Origin of the sequence: Inhella inkyongensis (assembly GCF_005952805.1) — a bacterium.
Taxonomy (GTDB): domain Bacteria; phylum Pseudomonadota; class Gammaproteobacteria; order Burkholderiales; family Burkholderiaceae_C; genus Inhella; species Inhella inkyongensis.
The window spans coordinates 3,026,494-3,047,648 of record NZ_CP040709.1; the positions used below are offsets into that span (position 1 = coordinate 3,026,494).

The following is a 21,155-nucleotide window of genomic DNA, read 5'->3' on the forward strand; positions in this document are numbered from 1 at the left end:
GGGCCGCAACCTCAGCGCCGCCTCAACGCAGGCGCAAATCGCCCAGCTTGATCCAGCCCAGGCGCCGCCCCTCGCGGCGCTCGGCCCAGCGTCGCCATTCCTTTAGGCCTGCAGCCTGCTGCAGGCAGGCGCGCAGCGCGGTCTGTTCTTCCAGCACGGTGGCGCTGGCTGCCGAGCCCCCACCCAGCGCGGTGCGCAGCGCGTGCAGTAGCAAGGTGGCCAAGCCCTGGCGGCGATGGGCGGGGTGCACGCCCAACCAGGCGATGGCGGTCACCAGCTCGTCATCGGCATCGGGCTGACTACCCAGGGCGGCCACCAAGTCGTCGCCCAACCAGCAGCCAATCCACTGCTCGCCCTCCAGTGCACCGCGCGCCAGTTCCTCGGGCTCTCGCGGGTCCGCCGGCGCGGCCGGGTCGGCCGCGTGCACGGCTTGCATCAGGCCTTGCAGGGCGCGAAGTTGCAGGGCCTCATCGAGGTCCAGCGGAGCAAATCGCCAAGCCATTCAACGCACCGGATAGACCGCCGACCAGCGCATGCCCAGCAGCGCCACGCCATGCAAGCCGGCACAGGCCGCCAGCAAGGCCGCCAGCGGCCAGCTACTTGAAGCCGCGCCGGAGAGCAGCAACGCGAAGGGCATCAAGAGCTTGAAGAGTGAACCCGTCAACCCCGATACGCGGCCGATGAAGGCGGAGTCCGTGCTCTCTTGCCGGAAGCCCCAGACGCAGACGTTGCCCAGCACCGTGCCCAGGTTCTTGACGAACAGGGCGGCCACCAACAGCGGCACAGCCTGCGCAAAGGCCAGGCCCAGCATGGCAATGGCCTCCAGCGCCACCGAGAGCGTCAGCACCCGGCCCAGGCCGATGCGCTGGCGCAGCCGACTGCACCACAGCCCGCCCAGCACACCGCCCACACCGGCCAGCGCATAGATCAGACCCAGTTGGCCCGGGCTCCAGCCCAGTTCATCGCGGGCGCGGAAGATGAACAGCACCTCGACCACCCCGACGCTGCCATTCATCAGCACCACCAGCCAGCTCAATTGCCACAACGGCTTGTTGGCCTTGAGCGTGCGCCAGCCTTCCCACCACTCGACCCAGAACCCGGCGGCCGGCTTGGGGCTATGCGGTGGCGCCACGCCGCGCAGGCCCAAGGCGGCCAGCAACCAGGCCGCCATCGGCACCCACAGCCCGGCCTCCAAATGCCAGGCCAAGAGGCCGCCCGCCAGCGCGGGGCCCAGCACGCTGAACACCTCGGTCAGTACCGACAGCTGCCCCGTGGCCGGCAGCAACAAGGGCGCCGGCAGCATGTCCTTGATGACCGCCATGCGACAGATCGCGAACAGGTAGTTCAGAGTCATCAGCGCAAAGGCGCTGACGAAGAAGTAGCCAATCGCCAGCTGCATCCCCAGCATCAGGGCCTGGGCTGCCATCAAGAGCACCATGCCGGCAATGGCCAGCCGAGCCCAGCGCACCCGGTCGATGCGATCTACCCAGACGCCGATGAACATCGCCAGCAGCAGATTGGGTAGCAGTTCGACCGCCCGCATCGTGGTCATGGTGGCGGCCGAGTGCGTCAGCTCATAAAGGATCAGCGGCAGAGCCAGTTGGTAGACCTGGGTGCCCAGCACGAAGGCCAGCATCGAGCCATACAGGCGCCGAAATCCTGCATGGCGCCACAGGCCGGCCTCGCTCAAGCCTTGGCCCCATCAATCAAGCGGCGCAGCCAGGGCCGCAGGGCAAACAGGATCGCGGCGGTGATGAGCGCGCCCGTGCCCAGCTGGGCAAAGAGCTGGAAATAGGCCGGGTTGCTCGTCAGTGGCGAGCCATCGACCGGCTGGGCGACCATGCCGGAGAAGTCGCCGGCGAACAGCGAGGCCAGGCCGCTGACGAGCATCCAGCAGCCCATCAGCGAACCCTGGTGCTGCACCGGCACCAGACGGCCCACCATGGCGTAGCCAATGGGCGAGATCAGCAGCTCGCCCACCGACTGCAAGACATAGCTGAGGGCCAGCCAGAAGAAGGCCACGCGGCCATCAGCCGCCGCCAGTTGGATGCCGGCCGGCAGGGCCAAAAAGCCCAGGGCCATCAAGAGCAGCGCGGCCGCGAACTGCTGCGGGATGTCCACCGGCCAGCCGCGTGCGCGCAGGCTGGCAAACCAGCCCGCCAGCAAGGGGCCGCCCACCGCCACCACGAAGGCGTTGATGTTCTGCACCCATTGCGGGGCGATCTCAAAGCCCGCCAACTCCATGCGCACATTGCCCACCGCAAAGAGCTGCAGGCCGCTGGGGGCCATCTGATAGAGCGACCAGAACACCAGCGAACCCAGGGTCAGCACCAAGAAGGCCCACAGGCGCTGGCGCTCGGCATGGACGGGATGGCGCAGCGTCAGCACCACCAAGGCCACGGCCACCAGGGCGCAGAAGGCCTTCATGCCCAGCGCCGTGTCTCCGGGGTGGCGCAGCAGCCACTCCAGCACCGGCACCAGACCTGCAAGGATGGCCACACCGCCGGCGAAGCGCGTCCAAAAGGCCTTGGGGCCGGCTTGGAGCAAGGGGGTATTCAAGTCGGCCAGCTTGCGCCAGAACGCCAGCGTGAACAGGATGGCCAGGCCATTGCCCAGGGTGGCGAACCAGAACAGCGCGCTGTACTGCTGCCCCAGCTGGAAGTGCCCAGCCACCGTGAAGCCGATGAAGAAACCGACATTCATGCCGGCGTAGTTCCACAGGAAGGCCCCCTCGCGCCGACTGTCCTCGGGCGCGAAGCGCTGGGTCAGCATCATGTTCAGGCAAGTGACATTCAGGCCGCTGCCGGTGAGGAACAAGGCCAGGCCCCAATAGAGGCCCGCCAGACTGCCACCGGCGATGGCCCCGCAGCCCAGCACCTGCAGGACCATGCCGCCGACGAAGAGATTGCGGTTGCTCAGCAGCCGCCCGCCCAGATAGCCACCAAACAAGTGCAGGCCATAGTTGAAGGCCCCGAAGAGGCCCATCATCAGCGCCGCCTGCTCGTTGCCGAACTGCAGGCGCTGGGTGGCGTAGAGCACCAGACTGGACTGCAAGACTGCATAGCCCAGGGTGGAGAACATCTGCACGAAGAACAGCACCCCGGAACCGGGAGGGATGCTGGCGAGGCGTTGTTGGAGGGTCGTCATGGGGGCGGCATTGTGCGTGCCTCGTACAAGCTGGCGCGCGCCCTCAGCGCTCGCGCGTCAAGGGCCAGACCATCAGTCCGCAGGCCGCCATCAACCACAACGGCGCCGCCGTACCGAGCAAGGCCGCGGCGCCGCCGAAGCTCACGGGCATCAGCACCGAACTGGCATTGGTAAACAACATCCGCAGGCCAAAGGCCTGGCCGTGGCGTTCGTGCGGGGTCACGCGGGTCAGGCCGGCCAGCAGGGTGGGCTGCACCGAGCCCAGGGCCAGGCCGAGCAGGAAGGAGCCCATCGCCATGCCCACCACACCGGGCAGCCAGCGGTAGCTGGCCAACACGGCAATGCAAATGCCCAGCGCAGCACGCAGGGACTGGGCTTCGCTCCAGCGTCCGGCAAAGCGCACGATCAGCAATCGAACCAGGGCCACGGCCAACGCGAAGCTACCCAGCAGCAATCCGATGGTGGAGGCGCTGTAGCCGCGCTCGTGCCCCAGCACCGGCACCACAAAGCTGTGGGCGTCCCAGCTCACGGCAAACACCATGTTCAGCAACAGCAGCGAGCGCAGCGAAGGGTTTCGCAGCAGATCAAAGGCGGGGAGCAGGCTGCCCGTGGTCTGGCCCGGGTGCGGGCTGTGGCGCTCATGGCGCAGCAGCCACACGGCCAATGGCGCCAGCACGAAGGACAGGGCCAGGGCAGGCCGAAAGCCCATGTGCTCAATCACATAGCCCGCCAGCACCGGGGAGAGCGTGTTGGAGAGCGCCGGCCCCATCGCGGCCCAGCTGTAGAGCGCCTGACTATGGGCACTGGAGGCGCGCGCAATCAAGGCGATCTCGCGCTGCACGGCCACCGCCGCCAACGCAATCGCGGCGCCGCTGCCCAGAGCAGCGGCACACAGGGTGGCAAGGCTGGGCTGCAGCAGGGCCGCGCCCACGCCCAGGGCCGCCAGGCCGGCGCCGCCCACCAGGGGGCGCCACAGGCCGTAGCGATCGGCCCAGGCACCCGCCGGGCCGGCCAGCAAGGCGGGGGTGAGCGAGATCAGAGCCATCAATACCCCGACCCAAAAGGCCCCATGACCCTGCTGCAGCAGCCAGACGATGCCGGTGAAGCGGGCCACTGCCATCACCGCATGGATGGCCATCATGGCCGCGATGAGGCGCACAAAGCCCGCCGGCAAGGCGCTCACTCGGTGTCGTCCGCGGCTTCAGCTTCCAACTGAAGCAGGCGCTGCGTGTCGCCCTCGGGCAGGGCCTCCACACTCTTCAATTGCCGCGTCATGGCGCGGGTGCGCACCTCGGCGGCGTCGATGGTGTTGCTGGCCTCTTGCAGTTTCTTCTTGGTCTTGGCCAGCACCTCGCCAAACTTGCCGAACTCGGTCTTGACCGCACCCAGCACACTCCAGACCTCGCTGGAACGCTTTTCCAGCGCCAGGGTGCGAAAGCCCATCTGCAGGCTGCCGAGCGTCGCCAACAAGGTGGTGGGGCCGGTCAGCATCACCTTGTGCTCGCGCTGCAGGGCCTCGAACAAGCCTGGGCGGCGCAAGGCCTCGGCGTACAGCCCTTCAGTCGGCACAAAGAGCAAGGCGAAATCAGTGGTGTGGGGCGGGGCCAGGTATTTCTCGGCGATGGTCTTGGCCTCCAGACGCAGGCGCATCTCCAAGGCCTTGCCGGCGGCCTCAGCGGCGGGGGCATCGGCGCGCTCCTGCGCATCGAGCAGGCGCTCGTAGTCCTCACGCGGGAACTTGGCGTCGATGGGCAACCAGATCGGCTGCTCACCCTGGCCCGGCAGTTTGACGGCAAATTCCACCCGGGCGTTGCTGCCCGGCACGGTGATGACCTCGCGCCCGTATTGCTCGGGGGTGAAGACCTGCTCCAGCAACCCGGCCAGCTGCACCTCGCCAAACACGCCGCGCGTTTTCACGCCACTGAGCACGCGGCTCAAGCTACCCACATCGCGCGCCAGGTTCTGCATATCCCCCAGGCCCCGGTGCACCTGTTCCAGGCGCTCGGCCACCTGGCGGAAGCTCTCGCCCAAGCGTTGTTCCAGCGTGGCGTGCAGCTTCTCGTCCACGGTCTGGCGCATTTGCTCCAGCTTGGCGGCGTTGTCCTGCTGGATGCCGGAGAGGCGCTGTTCCACCGTGTGGCGCAGCTCGGCCAGGCGCTGGTCCAGCAACTGGGCATTGCGGGTCAGCGCCCCATCCAGCGCCTCGCGGGCCGCGCTCTGGCCCTGGCTGAGCGCCTGCTGCAGTGCGGCCAGCTGCACGCGGAAGGAGTCGATCTGCTCGTTCTGCGAGCGCGAGGCCTCGCCCCCCTGCGCCAGCAGGCTGGTCTGCAGCTGGGTCATCTGGGCCAGCAACTCCTGGCGCGTGCCTTGGGCGCCGCGCTGGGCTTCATCGCGCAGGCCGCGCTCCAGGTTCAGCAGGGCCTGCTGCAGGGGTTGAAGGTCGGTCGGGGGCGCCGGGCGGCGCAACAAGAGGATAAGGATCAGCAGCGCATTCAGCACCACCAACCCAAGAATCAGCATTTCAGTCCAGGGCATTGGCAGATTGTCGGTTGCCCACCCGGCACGCCCGCCGCTGCACCCAAAATGTCTGAGAGCCGCGCTGCGGCTTGGCCCGCGTCAACCAAGCCAAGCCACGGACCGTGATGGCTCGCTTCCCACCTTCAAGTTTCTTTATGCACAAGCTCTTCTTCACCGCTTTGCTGGGCCTGGGCCTGAACGCCCAGGCCGATACCCTCTCCGAGTTCAAGAGCACCCTGCAACGCCTGCAGGCTGACAGCCCCCTCAAGGGTCAGATCAGCGTCAAGAGCGAAGTGCGCAGCAACGAGGGCAAGGACGATGCCGAGACCGAGCAGGGTCTGGCCGCCCTGCCTTTTGAAGATGGGCAGCCCGGGCTGCGCCTGCAGTACCCACAAGCCCTGCTGAGCAAGGCCCAGAGCGAACGTCAGGCTCGCGACGCCAACCCCAAGGCCGCTGCCCCGACCCACGCCGGACTGCAACTGCTGGAGTACGGGACGGTGCGCGAGCTCACCCGCCCGGCCGAGTTGCTGGCGCGCCATGTGCAGCGCGGCAGCTTCAAGGGCGAACGCAGCGACAACTGGCAGGGCAAGCCCGCCAAGGTGTTGAGCTTTGAGCTGCCCATGGGCAAGCCGAACAAGTATGTGAAGAGCTTCGAAAACATCCTGGAGGTCTGGGTCGGCCCCGAGGGCCAACCCCTGGCCGCCCGCAGCCGCTACAAGCTCAGCGGCCGCGCCATGATGGTGTTCAGCTTTGAACAACAAGGCGAGGACGAATGGCAGTTCGCCGTGGTGGGCGAACGCCTGGTGGCGCTGCGCAAGACCAGCCAAAGCAGCGGCAGCGGCGGCGGCGAAAAGGGCGTGACCAAGCGCGACTTCACGCTCAGTCTGAGCTGATCAGCTCAGGAGGAGCTTGGCCCCGGCGATCAGCAGCACCAGGGCCAGAAAGCGCTTGATGCCCGCCGGCGCCAGCTGGCGCGCCCCCAGCCACGAGCCCACCAGGCCCCCGGCGCCGGCCGCCAGCAAGAGGGGCAGCAAGCCCCCCGGCAGGCTCTGCCCACTGACCAACCAGCCGCTCAGGCCCGAGGCCGAGTTCAGCAGGATGAAGAGGGCCGACACCGCCGCCGCCTGCTTGGGCGCGGCCCAGCCGGCAAACAGCAGCAGCGGCGTCAGGAAGATGCCGCCGCCGGTGCCGGTCAGGCCCGAGAGCAACCCGATGAAGCCGCCAGCCAATAAGGCCAGGGGCAGGTGCGGTGGCTTCACCTCCAGCGGCTGGCGCGCCTGCACCATCAGTCGCCAGGCGGAATAGAGCAGCACCGCGCCCAGCAGCCATTGAAAGGCTTGGCGCGGCAGGTCGATGGTGCCGCCCACAAAGGCCAGCGGCACGGCCGCCAGCGCAAAGGGCCAGAACAAGGCCCAGCGAAAGTGCCCGGCGCGCCAGAACTGAAGGCTGGCAATGCTGGCCACCAAGATGTTCAACACCAAGGCACTGGGTTTGATGAAGGCGGGCGCCAGGCTCAGCAGGCTCATCACCGCGATATAGCCCGAGGCGCCGGCATGGCCCACCGAGGAATAAAGCAGGGCGATGAGGAACACGCCGGCCGGCAGCAGAAGTTCGGTCATATGGGAATGGGCGTAGGCCCTGGCTCACCGCGCGCCCAGGCCAAGAGGTTGTCGACCGCCAGCTGCACCATCGCCCGCCGCGTGGGCAAGGTGGCACTGGCGATATGGGGCGTGAGCACGGCGTTCTCGCAGGCCAGCAGTTCGGGGCAGACCGCAGGCTCGCCCTCGAACACATCCAGGCCCGCCGCCGCAATCTGGCCGCGCTGCAGCGCGGCGGCCAGGGCGCGGTCATCCACCACACCGCCGCGCGCCAAGTTGATCAGGCAGGCGTGCGCAGGCATCTGCGCCAACTCGGGCGCGCCAATCAAATGATGCGTGCCGGCGCCATAGGGCACGCAGACCATCAGATGGTCGCTCTGGGCCAGCAGGTCGGGCAGGCTGCGCCAGCCGGAATCGGCCCCACTGCCCCAACCTTCTACTGGGCGACGGTTGTGATGCAACACCTTCATGCCCAGGCCATCCCGCGCAGCCTGCGCAATGCGCTGACCGATGCGGCCCAGGCCCAGCACGCCCAGGGTGCGCCCCATCACCGGCGCGCCGGCGAATTGATCAATGGCCCAGCCCTGCCAACGGCCGGATCGCAGATAGCGCTCGCTCTCGCCCACCCGGCGCGCGGTGGCCAGCAGCAAGGCCAGGCCAAATTCGGCCGTCGCCTCGGTCAGCACGCCCGGCGCGTGACTCAGCCGCAGACCGCGGGCGCGGCAGGCCTCCAGGGCCAGGTTGTTGTAGCCCACGGTGATCAGGGCCACGGCGCGCAGATCCGGGCAGGCGGCCAGCAACTCGGCATCCACCTGCTCGCTGCCCGAGCCCAGCAGGCCCCAGCAGCCCTGCAGTTGCTCGCGCAAAGCGGCGGGGCTCAGCGCCTCGTCGGCATCGTGCTGGATGAGGGTGTAGTGCGTGTGCAGGGGTTCGAGCAGATCGTCGAACAGCCGGCGCGCCACCAGCAAGCGGGGCTTGGCCAGGGGGTCAGTCATCGTGAAAGGTGGCGAACTCGGCCACCTCGGCTCGACGGCTGTGCAACTGGTTTTCCACCGCCTCGGGATCTGCATGACCCAGTGCCATGCCGCACACCAACATCTCGTCCTGGGGCAGGTCCAGCCACTCGCTCAGCTCGGCCTGGTAATGAATCCACGCCGCCTGGGCGCAGGTGTCCAGCCCCTTGGCCCGGGCGGCGAGCATCAGGTTCTGCATGAACATGCCCAGGTCCAGCCAGGCGCCCTGCGTCAGGCAGCGGTGCACGCTGAACAGCAGGCCCACCGGGGCGCCAAAAAAGCTGTAGTTGCGACCGTGCTGCGCGTGCATGCCGGCCTTATCGCCTTTGGCAATGCCCAGCAGGCGGTAGAGATTGAGCCCCAGCTCGCGACGTCGCGCCTCATAGGGCGGCTGCCAGTGTTCCGGGTAATAGAGGTACTCCGCGCGCAGTTCTGCGCGCGCTGCCGGATCGGCGTGAATGGCCTGCGCCCCCTGCACCACCCGCTGCAGTGCGGCCCCCTGCAGCACATGGACGCGCCAGGGCTGCATATTGGCGCCCGAGGGCGCCCGGGCCGCCTCCGCCAGCAAGGCCTCCACCGTGGCCCGCGGCACCGGCGTCGGCAAAAAGGCCCGCACCGAACGGCGGGCACGCAGCAGACCGGACAAAGCGGTCATCGGCAGGGAATCGTCAGACAAAGACATGGCAGCCAAACAGAGCGGCGCGCATTCTTTCACCCGGGCCGGAAGCAAAAATGCTGCACTGCAAAAAAGTTCTTGCTTTCGCGCCTCGCCTCCCTATACTGCGATCCATGTTGCGGCGCACAAATTTGGCGCCGCCCCCGCAGGTAACCCCAAGGAGCACGCCATGCTGATGACCCCCGAGCAAGTTTTCGCCGCCCAAAAGACCGCCGCCGCCGCCGCATTCACCTTCGGTGCCAAGGCCTTCGAAGGCGCCGAGAAGCTGACCGAACTGCATCTGCAGCTGGCCAAGACCGCCCTGACCGAAGCCGCCCAGACCACCAGCGCCCTGCTGTCGGTGAAGGACGTGCAAGAGCTGGTGGCCCTGCAAACCGGTCTGCTGCAGCCCAGCGGCGAGAAGGCTGCCGCCTACGGCCGCCACGTGGCCGACATCACCCTGAGCACCGGCGCCGAACTGGGCAAGCTGGTCGAAGAGCAAATGGGCGAGGTCAAGGGCAAGTTCGACGGCCTGGTGGAGAACCTGGCCAAGAACGCACCGGCCGGCAGCGAGAACATCGTCGCTCTGGCCAAGTCCGGCCTGGCCGCGGCCAACAACGCATTTGAGTCGGTGCAAAAGGCCGCCAAGCAAGCCGCCGAAGTGGCCGAGTCCAACTTCCAGACCATGACCGCCTCGGCCACCAAGGCCACGCGCGGTTCGAAGAAGGCCGCCGCCTAATTCGACTGCACAGCGCCCGCACCAGCGGGCCTGAGCCCCCCGAAAGCCCCGCCGCTACTGCGCCGGGGCTTTTTCATTGCGGCCTGGGCGGCAAATGGGAGCGGCCAGGGTCTGTTGACACCGGGCGAGGCCAGGCGAAAGGGTCTTGCCGGCCTCCATCGGTGTGAACGGGACCTAGTGGGTGGCCTTCATGCGCTCCATCGCGGTGGCGCGCCCCGCACCGACCTCCACACAGGCTGCGGCCCGCCCCAAGCCAAAGTCCGGCATGTTGACGTAGACCGATTCGAAACGCCCCGGCGTGACCACATAGGTCTCATGCCAGATGCCCACGGCCCCATCGCGGCCGAGGCGCTGGTTGAAGGCCTTCCATGCGGGCAGATGGGCCGCTTGCCGGTCCTTGGCATAGGCCATCAGCTGATCCAGTGAGCGCCAATACTGCAGCATCAGCGTCGTCCTTCCGACCCAACTCTCGCCATGCAAATAGCCCAGCTCCGGATGAGCCTGGAGCTCCTTGAGCATGCGGGGCATCGCAGCCATCACCGGCGCCCAGCGATCCACCCGCAAGGGGCGGTTGATTCGCATGCCGATCAAGAACACCACGAACTCGCCCGAGATCTGCGCGCATCGGCGCATCGGCTGAGCGCTCATGCTCGAGCCCTCAAGCCAACTTGGCGTCGTTGCGCCGCCTCCCAATCCCTGATCACCACATCGGTCTCCCGCCTCAAAAGCAACCAGTGTGACGATCGCAGCACCATCCCACAATCGACACTCTTGCAACTAAGCCATACATCTTTGTATGAATGAACCTGGCCGCTTCGACTGGTCCTTGGTGCCCAGCTTTCTGGCCGTGCTGGATGCCGGCAGCCTGATGGGCGCAGCGCGTGCGTTGCAAGCCCAGCAGCCCACCCTCTCGCGCCACATCGCCCAGCTGGAGGCGCAATTGGGCGTGGACCTGTTCGAGCGAACCGGCCGGGGAGTGCAGCCCACGGCGGCTGCGCTGGCCTTGGCCGAAGCGGCCCGCCAGATGGCCTCCGGCGCCGAGCGACTGAGCCATCAGTTGCAGCAGCGTGCCCTGGCTCAGCAAGGCCGGGTCCGGATCAGTGCCAGCCAACTGGCGGCCTGCTACCTGCTGCCCGCCTTGCTGGCCCAATTGCAAAGGGAAGAGCCCGGCATCCAGATTGAGCTGGTGGCCACCGATGCGGTCAGCAACCTGCTGCGCCGCGAGGCCGACATTGCGCTGCGCTTATTCCGCCCAGAACAGACCGGACTGGTGGCGCGCAAGCTGGGTGAACTTGCCATCCAGGCCTGCGCCCACCGGGATTACCTTGCCCAGGCCGGGGCACCGCGCCAGCCCCAGGACCTGCACCGGCACTGCCTGGTGGGCTACGACCAGAACGAAGCCATCTTGAAGGGCTTTGCCGCTGCCGGCCTGCCCCTGACGCGCGAAGCCTTTGCACTGCGCACAGACGATCCAGTGGCTTACGGTCAATGGGTTCTAGCCGGCGCGGGGGTTGGATTCATGCCACGCTTTTGGGTCCGGCATCAAGCAGAAGTGGTGGCCCTGCTGCCCGGGCTTCCCACCCCTCGCTTTCCCGTCTGGCTGGTGGTGCACCGCGAGATACGCGGCAACCGCATCGTGCGGCGCGCCTTCGACTTCCTGGCGCAGCGGATACCGGCCGAACTCTGACCCGCAGAGCGCCATGGAAAAGGGCCCGGCCCCTTGCCGGGGGCCGGGCCCTTAGGCCGAAGCAGACTGCCTTACTTCAGGTTCAGCGTCAGACCCGAGAAGGCGCTGTAGGCGCGCACGCCGATATGGACGCTGTCACCAGCCTTGACGGTCAGGCTGCAGGTTTCGGTGTTGCTGGTGCTCCACGAACGGCAGCCATAGCTGGTCTGCTCCGGCGCCAGGCCGTTGCGCAGATACAGGTCCGCATCGCCCGTTCCCCCCGACGTGGTGAAGGTCACCGAGGTCTTGCCGGCCGGCACCACATAGACATAGCGCAGCCAGGCATCCTTGGCGGCGGACAGATTGGTCTTGGGGAAGCCGGTGCTGACCGTGGTCGGGTAGACCGTGGTGGTCTTGGTGGCCGTGGCGCCGCGATCGTCGGTCACCGTCAGCGTCACATTGAAGCTGCCGGCGGCGGCGTAGCTGTTGCTGGTCTGCGCGCCGGTGCCGGTGCGGCCATCGCCAAAGTTCCAGGCATAGCTGGCGATGCTGCCATCGGCATCGGTCGAACCCGAGCCATTGAACTGGCAAACCAGGCCGGTACAAGCGGCCGTGAAGTTGGCCACCGGCGCCTGGTTGCTGGGCGCACCGGTGTCACCCACCGGCACCTGGTTGTTGAAGAAGCTGGCCACCTGCGGCCAGATCTTGCTCATCTTCACGCCCTGGTTGGTGCAACCGCCAAAGTGGTGCAACGCGATCACGTTCTTGTTGGCGCCGGCAATCACCGGCGAGCCGGAGGAGCCGCCCTCGGTGTCGCAGTAGTACGCCACATCGGTGCCAGCCGCATTGCCGTTGGCATCGGCGTTGTCGATCTGGCAGGCGCCGCCGCCGTTGCGGTCGCTGGTCAGAGCCAACTGCTTAGGCTTGCCCGCACCATGCTGGGCGATGAAGATCTTGCTGCCCAGTACCGGCACCGACACATCCAGGCCCAGGTAGCCAAAGCTCGCAACCTTGCTGAAGTCATTGATGGTGAAGAGCGAGTAGTCCAGCGTGGCATCGGTCTTCAACAGGGTGCCGCCCGTGACCTTGACGACCGTGCCCTGGGTGCTGCCGCCGCAGGCCGTGTTCTGGTAGTTGAACCAGACCTCGGTGTTGGTCAGCGTGGCCTGGTCGGCAAAGCAGTGGTTGTTGGTGAACATGTGGTTGGACGCACCGACGCGCCAGCCCGTGCACAGGCCGCTGCCGGCCATCAGCAGTCGGGCCACCGGACGGCTGCGGTCGTACTCGGTCGGATTGCTGTTGGCAAAGCACACCGCATCACGACGCTCGTCCGTGCCGCAGACCGACATCGGCCGCACCTGCATGGACTCGGCCAGGCTCATCTTGCCGGCGTGGAACTGGTCCACCTTGAGCTTGTTAGCCGCCCCCCAGGCCACACCCGCGGGCAGCACCAGGGTCACGGTGGCGCTGTCGCCGAACACGGACATGGCCGAGAAGCGGGTCTGACCGTCCTCGCCCTGCGCACGGTCAAAGGTACGGTTGTTGCGGGCCTGGCCGTCGTAGCGATGCACTTCCTGTCCATCGGCCGAAGACACCAGCACATAGGCACCGGCGGGCAGTTGGAACTCGGAGAAGCGCACCTTGATGTAGTCCACGCCGGCCTGGCTCAGGCGGCGCTCAATGCGACGCTCGGTCTGGGCCTGCGATTCGGCTTGCGAAGGAGCCAGCGAGAGCTCGGCACGCACGGCCTGGCCCACTTGCATGGGCTTGGCATCCAGAGTCAGGGCAGCAGAAGACAGCGAGAACAGGGCGGCGCCGAGCGCGAGCACCATGGGAGTCAGTTTCATGGGTTGGCTAAGTTTTTGGATGGGAGAAATTGCCGTCACCGCAGTGGCAGCGGGCGGCGCGCATGCTCGTGAAAAACTGCACAGTCAGCGTAACCAGAGGCACCTAAAGACTGGCTAAAGCTTGCGGGGTCGTTTCCCCGGATCTGGAAAACCCGACACCCCAGAAGTGCTTCGATTGCAAGCGCAATGAAACACAACGTGGCCTGTTCCGCCCGATACTCCCGCCGCCGTCACTTGACGGCTTTGTGTGATGAGGAACGCACCATGGGCCTGATGGATTTCATCAAGAAACAATTCATTGACATCCTGCAATGGACTGAAGAAGGCGACGGCACGCTCGCCTGGCGCTATCCGATGAAGGATTTCGAGATCCAGTACGGCGGCCAGCTCGTCGTGCGCGAGTCGCAGATGGCCGTGTTCGTCAACGAGGGCAAGGTGGCCGATGTGTTCGGCCCCGGCACCCACAAGCTGACGACCCAAACCCTGCCGGTGCTGACCTATCTGAAGAACTGGGACAAGCTGTTCGAGTCCCCGTTCAAGAGCGACGTCTACTTCTTCAGCACGCGCCAGCAGATTGACCAACGCTGGGGCACCGCGCAGCCCATCACCATCCGCGACAAGGACTTCGGTGCGGTGCGTCTGCGCGCCTTTGGCAACTTCGCCTACCGCATTGCCGATCCGAAGAAATTCCACACCGAGATCAGCGGCACCCGCGACACCTACACGGTGGCGGACCTGGACGGACAACTGCGCGGCCTGATGCTGCAGCACATCGCCGATGGCGTGGCGCAGAGCGGCATCCCCTTCCTGGACCTGGCTGCCAACCAGATCGAGTTCGCCAAGGCCGTGCAAGAGGCCACCGCGCCCTTCTTCGACGCGCTGGGCCTGAAGCTCGAGAGCCTGACCATGCAGTCGGTCTCGCTGCCCGAAGAGCTGCAGAAGATCCTCGACCAGAAGATCGGCATGGGCATGATCGGCCAGAACATGGGCCAGTTCATGCAGTACCAGACCGCCCAGGCCATCCCCAAGATGGCCGAGGGCGTGGCTCAGGGCGGTGGCGGCGGCGTGATGGGCGATGCCATGGGCCTGGGGGCCGGTGTGGCCATGGGCCAGGTGCTGGCCCAGCAGATGCAGGCCGGTCTGGCCGGGGTGAACCCCGCCGTTCAGGCGGCTCAAGCCCAGGCTGCGGCCGCTCCGGCTGCTCCCAAGGCCGAGGACGTGATTGCCTTGATCGAGAAACTGGGTGATCTGAAAGCCAAGGGCATCCTCAGCGAAGAAGAGTTCGCGGCAAAGAAGGCCGAGCTCCTCAGCAAGCTGTGAACGTGGCCCCCAGTCTCCCTGCGGTCGCCACCCCCCGAGGGGGCGTCGCGCCCTTGGGACGGCCCGGCGGGCGCTGCTGATCCTTGACTGAGGATCAAGCCCCAGCGCAGCGCCGCTGGCGCGCCGCCTGTCCCAACTGCGGCGCGCCGGTTGAGTTCGCCTCCAGCGCATCGCCCAGCGCGGTCTGCAGCTTTTGCCGCAGCACCCTGCTGCGCGAGGGCGAAGTGCTGCGCAAGACCGGCGAGAGCGCCGAGCTCTTTGCCGACTATTCGCCGCTGCAGATCGGCACCCAGGGTCGCTTCCAGAACGAGCCCTTCACGATCCTGGGACGGGTCCAGCTCGCCTATGAGGGCGGACGCTGGAACGAGTGGCATGCCTACTTTGACAACAGCGGCAAGTCGGCTTACCTCAGTGAGGACAACGGCCGCTTTGTGCTGAGTTGGCCGCTGCCCCTCGCGCAGCCCCCCGCGCGGGCTGAATTGCGTCTGGGTGCGCAGCAAATCGTCGACGGCCAGAGCTTCCGCGTCGCCGCGCTGACCGAGGCCAGCTTGCACGCCGCCGAGGGCGAGCTGCCCCAGGCCCCGCGCCTGGGCGAGCCGGTCTTTGTGGTCGAGCTGCGCAGCAGCCGCGACGAGGTGGGCTCCCTTGAATTCGTAGGCCCAGAGGCGCTGCCACGTTGGAGTCTCGGCCGCGCCGTGGACTTGCCGGCGCTGCAACTGGCGCAGACGCGCGAGGAGTCGGCCGCCACCTGGTCCGGCCGCAGCCTGCAGTGCCCGAGTTGCGGCGCAGCCATTCAGCCCGAGCTGAGCCAGAGCCAGTCCATCACCTGCGGTCAGTGCCAGGCCGTGGTCGAACTGAGCGGCGACCAGGCCAACGCCCCAGCGGATCTGCATTTCCATCAACAGGCCATCGGGACACCGCCGCCCATTCCCTTGGGCCGCACCGGCCACTTGGCCCTGGAGCGCGGCGGCAACAAGCTGCCCTGGCAAGTCGTGGGCTTCATGGAGCGTTGCTCGGCCCCCGACGACGAGGGCGAGCAGTACTTCTGGCGCGAGTACCTGCTGTTCAACAAGGCGCAGGGCTTTGCTTTCTTGGTGGATGCCACCGAAGGCTGGAGCCTGGTGCGGGTGCTGACCGGTGCGCCCGACATGGTGATGAACAGCGCGCGTTGGCAAGGCCAGACCTTTGCACTGCACGAACGCTACAGCGCGATCACCACCCATGTGCTGGGCGAGTTCTACTGGAAGGTGCAGCGCGACGAGCGCTGCGACGTCACCGACTACCGAGGCTCGGGCGGCGTGCTGTCACGCGAGCAGTCCGGCAACGAGATCACCTGGAGCCTGGGCCGCAGCATTGATTCGGCCGAGGTGGGGGCCGCCTTCCGGCTGGACAAGACGGCCCAGGCCCGTATCCAGAACGACCCCAAACCACTGTCCGGCAATACCGGCGACACCCTCAAGGGCATCGCGGTTTTCATCTTCATCGCGCTGCTCTTGATCGTGTTGATGAAGGCTTGCTCGCGCGACGAGTGCGAAACCTATGAGCAACGCTTCGGCGCGCAGAGCCTGGAATACCAGCAGTGCAAGGCGAATCAGCGGCGCAGCGGGTACTCGGGCGGCAGCTATTCAGGCGGCGGATCCGGCTTTGGCGGCGGAGGCCATAAATGACGCAACACCTAGGAGCAAGACATGACTGTTGAATGGTTGACCCCTGCCGCCGTGGGCGGCACCCTGATGTATGCGCTGATGGGCGTGGTGATCTTCTGGGTCACCTTCATCGTCATCGACAAGCTCACGCCCTACAAGCTGTGGGAAGAGATCGTCGAGCACCGCAATCTGGCCCTGGCCATCGTCGTTGCGGCGATGTGCATTTCGATTGGCTTGATCGTGGCCGCTGCAATTCATTGAACACTTCGGTTTCCCAAAGGGTCTCTGTCCCAGAGGCCCTGCTGCTGTTCAGCGTCTTCCTGATCGCCGCCTGCGGTCTGGCCTACGAACTGGCCGCCGGCGCCCTGGCCTCCTACCTGCTCGGCGACTCGGTGCTGCAGTTCAGCACCGTGATCGGCAGCTATCTGTTCGCACTCGGCATCGGCTCGTACTTGAGCCGTTTTGTAGAGCGCCAGCTGGTGGCTCAGTTCCTGCGCATTGAGCTCTTGGTGGCGGTGCTGGGTGGCTTGTTGCCCATGGGCCTGTTTGCCGCTCACAGCCTGCTGCCCCCCGGCAGCGAGACCGCTTTCCGCGTGCTGCTCTATGCGCTGGTGCTGTTGGTGGGCAGCCTGGTGGGGCTGGAGATCCCGCTGGTGATGCGCATCCTCAAAACGCACGCACCGGGCGAGCGGGCCTCCTTGCGCGAGTTGGTCAGCCAGGTGCTGACCTTTGACTACCTGGGCGCCCTGCTGGTGGCCCTGGCCTTTCCGCTGCTGCTGGTGCCGCAGCTGGGCCTGGTGCGTACCGGGCTGTTCTTCGGCATGTTGAACTGGGCGGTGGCCCTATGGGCCTTGTGGATGTTCCGCCGCGAGCTGCGCGCGCTGTGGGCCCACACCCTGGCCTGTGGCGTGGCACTGGCCGTGCTGTTGGGCGCCTGGGGCGGCGCCGAACGTCTGAGCACCTGGGCCGAACAGCGCTTCTATGGCGAACCCATCGTGCTGCAGCAAAGCAGCCCCTATCAGCGGGTGGTCGTGACCCAGGGGCGCACCGGGGTCAAGCTGCATCTGAACGGCAATCTGCAATTTCACGAACGCGACGAGTACCGCTACCACGAGGCCCTGGTCCACCCGGCTTTGGCCGCCCACGGCGCGCCCCGCCATGTGCTGGTGCTGGGGGGGGGGACGGCCTGGCTGTGCGCGAGATCCTGCGCTACCCCGGGATCGAATCCATCACCCTGGTGGAACTGGACCCGGCCGTGACCCGCCTGGCCAAAAGCCCGGTGCTGACCCGCCTGAATGGCGACGCCCTGCGCCACCCCAAGGTGCGCGTGGTGCACGCCGACGCCTATGCCTGGCTGGAGACCCAGGCTCGCCCGGGTGGCTATGACGTGGTGATTGCCGACTTCCCCGACCCCAGCAACCACGCACTGGCCAAGCTCTACAGCACCAGCTTTTATCAGCGCGTGCTGGAGCATCTGAGTGCCAGCGGCTTCCTGGTGGTGCAGTCCACCTCGCCCCTGATTGCCCGCCACAGTTTCTGGACCGTGGTGGACACGCTGGAGGCCGTCGGCCTGCAGACCACGCCCTACCACGCCAATGTGCCCAGCTTTGGCGAGTGGGGCTTTGTGCTCGCCGGTCACCGCCGCTGGAGCGCCCCAGCCCAGCTGCCCTCCGGTCTGCGCTTCCTGACGCCGCAGACCCTGCCGCTGATGATGCAGTTCCCGCCCGATATGGCGCGCGTCGAGGGCGGCGTGAACCGACTCTCCGATCCGGTGCTGGTGCAGCACTTCCTGCGTGAGTGGGGTGCCGTGCATTGATCGCACGCCGCCCCCTGCTGCTGGCCGGTCTGGCTGCCTGCAGTCGCCGCGCCGCGCCGCTGGACGTTCAGTGGTTGGGCCCTGACCCGGCGCGCGGCCACCGCCTGCGCGAGGCCGTGCCCAGCGGCCCGGCCGCGCAGCGGCGCACCGACGTTCTGGTGCTGGGTGCCGGTGTGGCGGGCCTGAGTGCCGCCCGTGCCCTGCAAGCCGCCGGGCGCAAGGTGACGGTGCTGGAGTTGGATGACGCTCCCGGTGGCAACAGCCGCGCGGGTCAGGTGGGTGATCTGCCCTGCCCCTTGGGCGCGCACTACCTGCCGCAGCCGGGCGCCCATCTGCCCGAGCTGCAGGACCTTTTGGTTGAGTTCGGCGCCGCCAGCCGACGCTTTGGTCGCTGGCAGGCGCATGAGGCCTTCACGGTCCACAGTCCGGCCGAGCGCCGTTTTGATGGAGCGCGCTGGCAGCCCGGTCTGCTCCCTGCGGCCGCCGATGCCAAAGCCTTGGCCCAGCACCGGCTGTTCGCGCAAGCGGTGTCCTCGGCGCAGGGGCTGGGCTTCTCCCTGCCCAGCTACCGTGCCCCCTGGAGCGCCGCCCATCAGGCCCTGGAGACGCAAACGTTTTCGCGCTGGCTGGACGCCCAGGGCCTGACTGAACCGGGCCTGCGCTGGTACCTGGACTACTGCTGCCGGGACGACTACGGCGCCGGAAGCCACAGCGTGAGCGCCTGGGCCGGGCTGCACTACTTCGCGAGCCGCCACGGCTTTCACGCACCGGGTGAGGAGGAGGACGCCCCTGCCTTACCCCCTCTGACCTGGCCACAAGGCAACGGCTGGCTGGTGCAACGCCTGGCGGCGCCGCTGGGCGAGCGCATCCTCGCCGGCCGGGTGGGCCTGCAGCTCGACGAGGAACGCGAAGGCCTGCGCCTACGCTGCTGGGGGCCTGAAGGGCTGGAGGATTGGCAGGCCCAGCACGTGGTGCTGGCGGTGCCGCTCTTTGTGGCCCAGCGCCTGTGGCGCAACCCACCCAGCGCGCTTGGCCAGGTGAAGCTGCAGCGCGCCCCTTGGCTGGTGGCCAATCTGCGCCTCGATGGCCCGCCCCTGAGCCGCGTGGGCGCGCCGCTGGCCTGGGACAACGTGATCCAAGCCTCGCCCACCCTGGGCTATGTGAATGCCCAGCACCAGGGCTTGGACCCACGCCCCGGCCCCCAGGTATGGACCCTCTACTGGGCCCTGCCCCCACAGGAGCGCGCCAGGCTTCAAAGCGCGCCGGCTGCGGAGTGGGCCACGCGTGTGCTGGGCACGCTCACCCCCACGCACCCGGACCTCTTGGAGCACGTGCAGCAGATGCGCCTGACCCGTTGGGGCCACGCCATGGCCGTGCCCACGCCCGGCGCCAAGAGCCAGCCGGCGCTGACCGCCCTGCGCAATCTGCGCGGCCGGGTGAGCATCGCCCACGCCGATCTGGCGGCCTATTCGGTGTTTGAGGAGGCCTATTACGCCGGCCTGAATGCGGCCGGGAGCCTTATTCGGGCCCCAGCGCGTTGAGCTCGGCGGCGCAACGCGCCAGCAGCTCGACGGCCGAGGTGGCGCTGAGCAGGTGCAGGTTCTCAGTGCCGCGCGGCAACACCTGCACCAGCCCGCAATCGCGCAGGATCTTCAGGTGGTGCGAAATGGCCGGGCGCGAGAGCGGCAACTGCTCGGCGATCTGGTTGACGTTGAGCGCCTCGTGCTCGGACAGCAGCAGCAAGATTTGCTGGCGCGCGATCTCGCTGAGGGCAAAAAACACCGGCTTGCACTCGGCAAAGGTCTGAGCAAGTTGTTCCGAGGCGGGGGACATGCGTTGGGCGGGCGATTGCGTTCAAAGGTTTGAACCCATTGTGCCCGGCCACGCCACGCGCCAGTGATCAGCCCACTCCCGAGCCCAGGATGCGGTTGCGCCCGGCCTGCTTGGCTTCATAAAGGCGCTGATCGGCCTGGCGCAGCAGATCTTCCAGCGGTGCGCTCTGGGAGCCGACGACGCCGCCACTGAAGCTGCATTGAAAGGGCTCGCCCCCGGCTCCTTGCGACAGGGCCGCGAACTCCAGCCGCAGGGCCTCCAGCCGCTCCAGGAGGGTGGACGGCGCACCCGTGAGCAGCAACGCAAATTCCTCGCCCCCTAGGCGCGCGCACAGGCCGTCGGCAAAACGCGCCGTCAGCAGCGCCCCCAATTGCCGCAGCACGGCATCGCCCGCCGCGTGACCATGGCGATCGTTGACCTGCTTGAAATGGTCCACATCGAGCATGACGACCAGATGCATCTGACCCGCCGGCGCTGGGCGTTCGCTCAGCGCACGCCCCTCAGCAAAGAAGTGACGGCGATTGAACAGGCCGGTCAGACTGTCGCGGCTGGCCAGCTCGCGCAGGGCCTCCAGGGTATCCAGCATGTCCAGGTTCTGGTGCACGCGCGCGCACAGCTCTTCATAGGAGAAGGGCTTGACGAGAAAGTCGTTGGCACCCAGCTTCAAAAAGCGGGCCGACAGGTCATGCGCTTCCGACGCCGAGAAGCCGATGATGGCCAGGCGGTCGCGGCCGCGCTGCCGGCGCAATTCCTTGACGAGGGCAAAACCGTCCATCCCAGGCATATGACGGTCGGTCAGCACCAGACGGATGGCGGGGTCGCGCGCCATCCAGGCCAAGGCCTCCTGGCCGTCCGCGACCTGGTGCACGCACAGGCCCAGGCGAGTCAGCCAGGACACCACCAGGCCGCGCACCGAGGCGGCATCGTCCACCACCAGAACGGCCTGCTGCCGGTTGCGCCACAGGCGCTGAATCAGCCCCGACACGTAGTGGTAGACATGGCTGTTGTCCTTCAGCACGTAGTCCACCAGCCCGCGCTTGAGCAGCGTGGCACGCAGCGCGGGGTCGTAGTCGGCCGTCACCGCCACCGCCTGCAGCCCATGCTGGCGCAGCAGGTCCAGCACCGCATCGGCCTCAGCGTCTGGCAGCAGCAGATCGGCCACCGCGATGAAATAAGGTTGCTCAGCCTGCTCCAGCAGCTGGCGCGCCTGGGCCAGCGTGGCCGCCCAGTCCACCCGGCAACCCGCGTGACGACTCAGAACCTGGCGCGCCCAGTTGGCCACAGCATGCTGATCCTCGATCAGCAACACAGGCTGTGTCAGGGGTGTGCTCTGGCTGGGGTCCATGGCCCGATGCTAG

19 protein-coding genes and 1 pseudogene are annotated in these 21,155 nt (G+C 67.1%); 8 read left to right on the forward strand and 12 right to left on the reverse strand.

Going from position 1 to position 21,155, the window contains the following annotated elements; translation table 11 throughout:
• Positions 1 to 22: 22 nt before the first annotated feature.
• The 5 genes from FF090_RS14295 to FF090_RS14315 are packed head-to-tail and all read right to left on the reverse strand — an operon-like array spanning position 23 to position 5,682.
• Positions 23 to 502 (reverse strand): GNAT family N-acetyltransferase, encoded by a 480-nt coding sequence (locus FF090_RS14295; protein WP_138857361.1) that lies wholly within the window; start codon positions 500 to 502, stop codon positions 23 to 25.
• A complete protein-coding gene (locus tag FF090_RS14300) occupies positions 503 to 1,690 on the reverse strand; it encodes an MFS transporter (RefSeq protein WP_138857362.1) in 1,188 nt (395 codons plus the stop codon).
• Positions 1,687 to 3,147 (reverse strand): peptide MFS transporter, encoded by a 1,461-nt coding sequence (locus FF090_RS14305; protein WP_138857363.1) that lies wholly within the window; start codon positions 3,145 to 3,147, stop codon positions 1,687 to 1,689. The genes FF090_RS14300 and FF090_RS14305 overlap by 4 nt, the downstream gene beginning before the upstream one ends.
• 43 nt (positions 3,148 to 3,190) lie before the next feature.
• Positions 3,191 to 4,330, reverse strand: a complete 1,140-nt coding sequence (locus FF090_RS14310) for an MFS transporter (protein WP_138857364.1) — start codon at positions 4,328 to 4,330, stop codon at positions 3,191 to 3,193.
• Positions 4,327 to 5,682, reverse strand: coding sequence for a DNA recombination protein RmuC (locus FF090_RS14315; RefSeq protein WP_138857365.1), 1,356 nt, complete (start codon positions 5,680 to 5,682; stop codon positions 4,327 to 4,329). The genes FF090_RS14310 and FF090_RS14315 overlap by 4 nt, the downstream gene beginning before the upstream one ends.
• Positions 5,683 to 5,819: 137 nt before the next feature.
• On the opposite strand from FF090_RS14315, the gene FF090_RS14320 reads away from it, so the two are divergent.
• The gene (locus tag FF090_RS14320) at positions 5,820 to 6,557 is read left to right on the forward strand and encodes a hypothetical protein (protein WP_138857366.1); all 738 of its coding nucleotides are present in this window, start codon (positions 5,820 to 5,822) and stop codon (positions 6,555 to 6,557) included.
• Here the strand turns inward: FF090_RS14320 and FF090_RS14325 are convergent, their stop codons facing one another.
• Genes FF090_RS14325 through FF090_RS14335 form a run of 3 tightly spaced genes read right to left on the reverse strand, consistent with a single transcriptional unit; the run spans position 6,558 to position 8,930 of the window.
• Positions 6,558 to 7,283: a sulfite exporter TauE/SafE family protein gene (locus FF090_RS14325; RefSeq protein ID WP_138857367.1), complete on the reverse strand. Its 726-nt coding sequence runs from the start codon at positions 7,281 to 7,283 to the stop codon at positions 6,558 to 6,560.
• Entirely contained in the window at positions 7,280 to 8,257 is a 978-nt protein-coding gene (locus FF090_RS14330; RefSeq protein ID WP_246071428.1) for a 2-hydroxyacid dehydrogenase, read from the reverse strand. Before FF090_RS14330 ends, FF090_RS14325 begins: the two co-directional genes overlap by 4 nt.
• Complete coding sequence (locus FF090_RS14335; RefSeq protein WP_246071429.1) at positions 8,250 to 8,930, reverse strand: nitroreductase; 681 nt, start codon at positions 8,928 to 8,930, stop codon at positions 8,250 to 8,252. Before FF090_RS14335 ends, FF090_RS14330 begins: the two co-directional genes overlap by 8 nt.
• A 190-nt stretch (positions 8,931 to 9,120) precedes the next feature.
• On the opposite strand from FF090_RS14335, the gene phaP reads away from it, so the two are divergent.
• Complete coding sequence (gene phaP / locus FF090_RS14340; protein WP_138857369.1) at positions 9,121 to 9,669, forward strand: TIGR01841 family phasin; 549 nt, start codon at positions 9,121 to 9,123, stop codon at positions 9,667 to 9,669.
• Between the two features lie 174 nt (positions 9,670 to 9,843).
• On the opposite strand, the gene FF090_RS14345 is transcribed toward phaP, so the two are convergent.
• Positions 9,844 to 10,317, reverse strand: coding sequence for a DUF4188 domain-containing protein (locus tag FF090_RS14345; protein ID WP_246071430.1), 474 nt, complete (start codon positions 10,315 to 10,317; stop codon positions 9,844 to 9,846).
• Between the two features lie 148 nt (positions 10,318 to 10,465).
• Between FF090_RS14345 and FF090_RS14350 the strand changes: the two genes are divergently transcribed.
• Entirely contained in the window at positions 10,466 to 11,356 is an 891-nt protein-coding gene (locus FF090_RS14350) for a LysR family transcriptional regulator (protein WP_138857370.1), read from the forward strand.
• Between the two features lie 71 nt (positions 11,357 to 11,427).
• On the opposite strand, the gene FF090_RS14355 is transcribed toward FF090_RS14350, so the two are convergent.
• The gene (locus FF090_RS14355; protein ID WP_138857371.1) at positions 11,428 to 13,182 is read right to left on the reverse strand and encodes a PKD domain-containing protein; all 1,755 of its coding nucleotides are present in this window, start codon (positions 13,180 to 13,182) and stop codon (positions 11,428 to 11,430) included.
• Between the two features lie 264 nt (positions 13,183 to 13,446).
• On the opposite strand from FF090_RS14355, the gene FF090_RS14360 reads away from it, so the two are divergent.
• The 5 genes and pseudogenes from FF090_RS14360 to FF090_RS14380 all read left to right on the forward strand — a co-directional run bounded on the left by FF090_RS14360 (position 13,447) and on the right by FF090_RS14380 (position 19,505).
• Complete coding sequence (locus tag FF090_RS14360; RefSeq protein WP_138857372.1) at positions 13,447 to 14,502, forward strand: SPFH domain-containing protein; 1,056 nt, start codon at positions 13,447 to 13,449, stop codon at positions 14,500 to 14,502.
• An 83-nt stretch (positions 14,503 to 14,585) separates the two neighbouring features.
• Positions 14,586 to 16,169, forward strand: a complete 1,584-nt coding sequence (locus FF090_RS14365; protein WP_138857373.1) for a DUF4178 domain-containing protein — start codon at positions 14,586 to 14,588, stop codon at positions 16,167 to 16,169.
• Between the two features lie 21 nt (positions 16,170 to 16,190).
• Positions 16,191 to 16,409 (forward strand): DUF350 domain-containing protein, encoded by a 219-nt coding sequence (locus FF090_RS14370; protein WP_138857374.1) that lies wholly within the window; start codon positions 16,191 to 16,193, stop codon positions 16,407 to 16,409.
• Positions 16,406 to 17,964, forward strand: a pseudogene (locus FF090_RS14375) (polyamine aminopropyltransferase). The gene FF090_RS14370 and the pseudogene FF090_RS14375 overlap by 4 nt, the downstream one beginning before the upstream one ends.
• A complete protein-coding gene (locus FF090_RS14380) occupies positions 17,961 to 19,505 on the forward strand; it encodes a flavin monoamine oxidase family protein (RefSeq protein WP_175423669.1) in 1,545 nt (514 codons plus the stop codon). Before FF090_RS14375 ends, FF090_RS14380 begins: the two are co-directional and overlap by 4 nt.
• Here the strand turns inward: FF090_RS14380 and FF090_RS14385 are convergent.
• Together FF090_RS14385 and FF090_RS14390 are read right to left on the reverse strand one after the other, a co-directional pair.
• Complete coding sequence (locus FF090_RS14385; protein WP_138857376.1) at positions 19,483 to 19,797, reverse strand: ArsR/SmtB family transcription factor; 315 nt, start codon at positions 19,795 to 19,797, stop codon at positions 19,483 to 19,485. The two genes, FF090_RS14380 and FF090_RS14385, sit on opposite strands and share 23 nt — an antisense overlap.
• A gap of 67 nt (positions 19,798 to 19,864) precedes the next feature.
• Positions 19,865 to 21,142 (reverse strand): GGDEF domain-containing response regulator, encoded by a 1,278-nt coding sequence (locus FF090_RS14390; RefSeq protein ID WP_138857377.1) that lies wholly within the window; start codon positions 21,140 to 21,142, stop codon positions 19,865 to 19,867.
• Positions 21,143 to 21,155 lie beyond the last annotated feature (13 nt).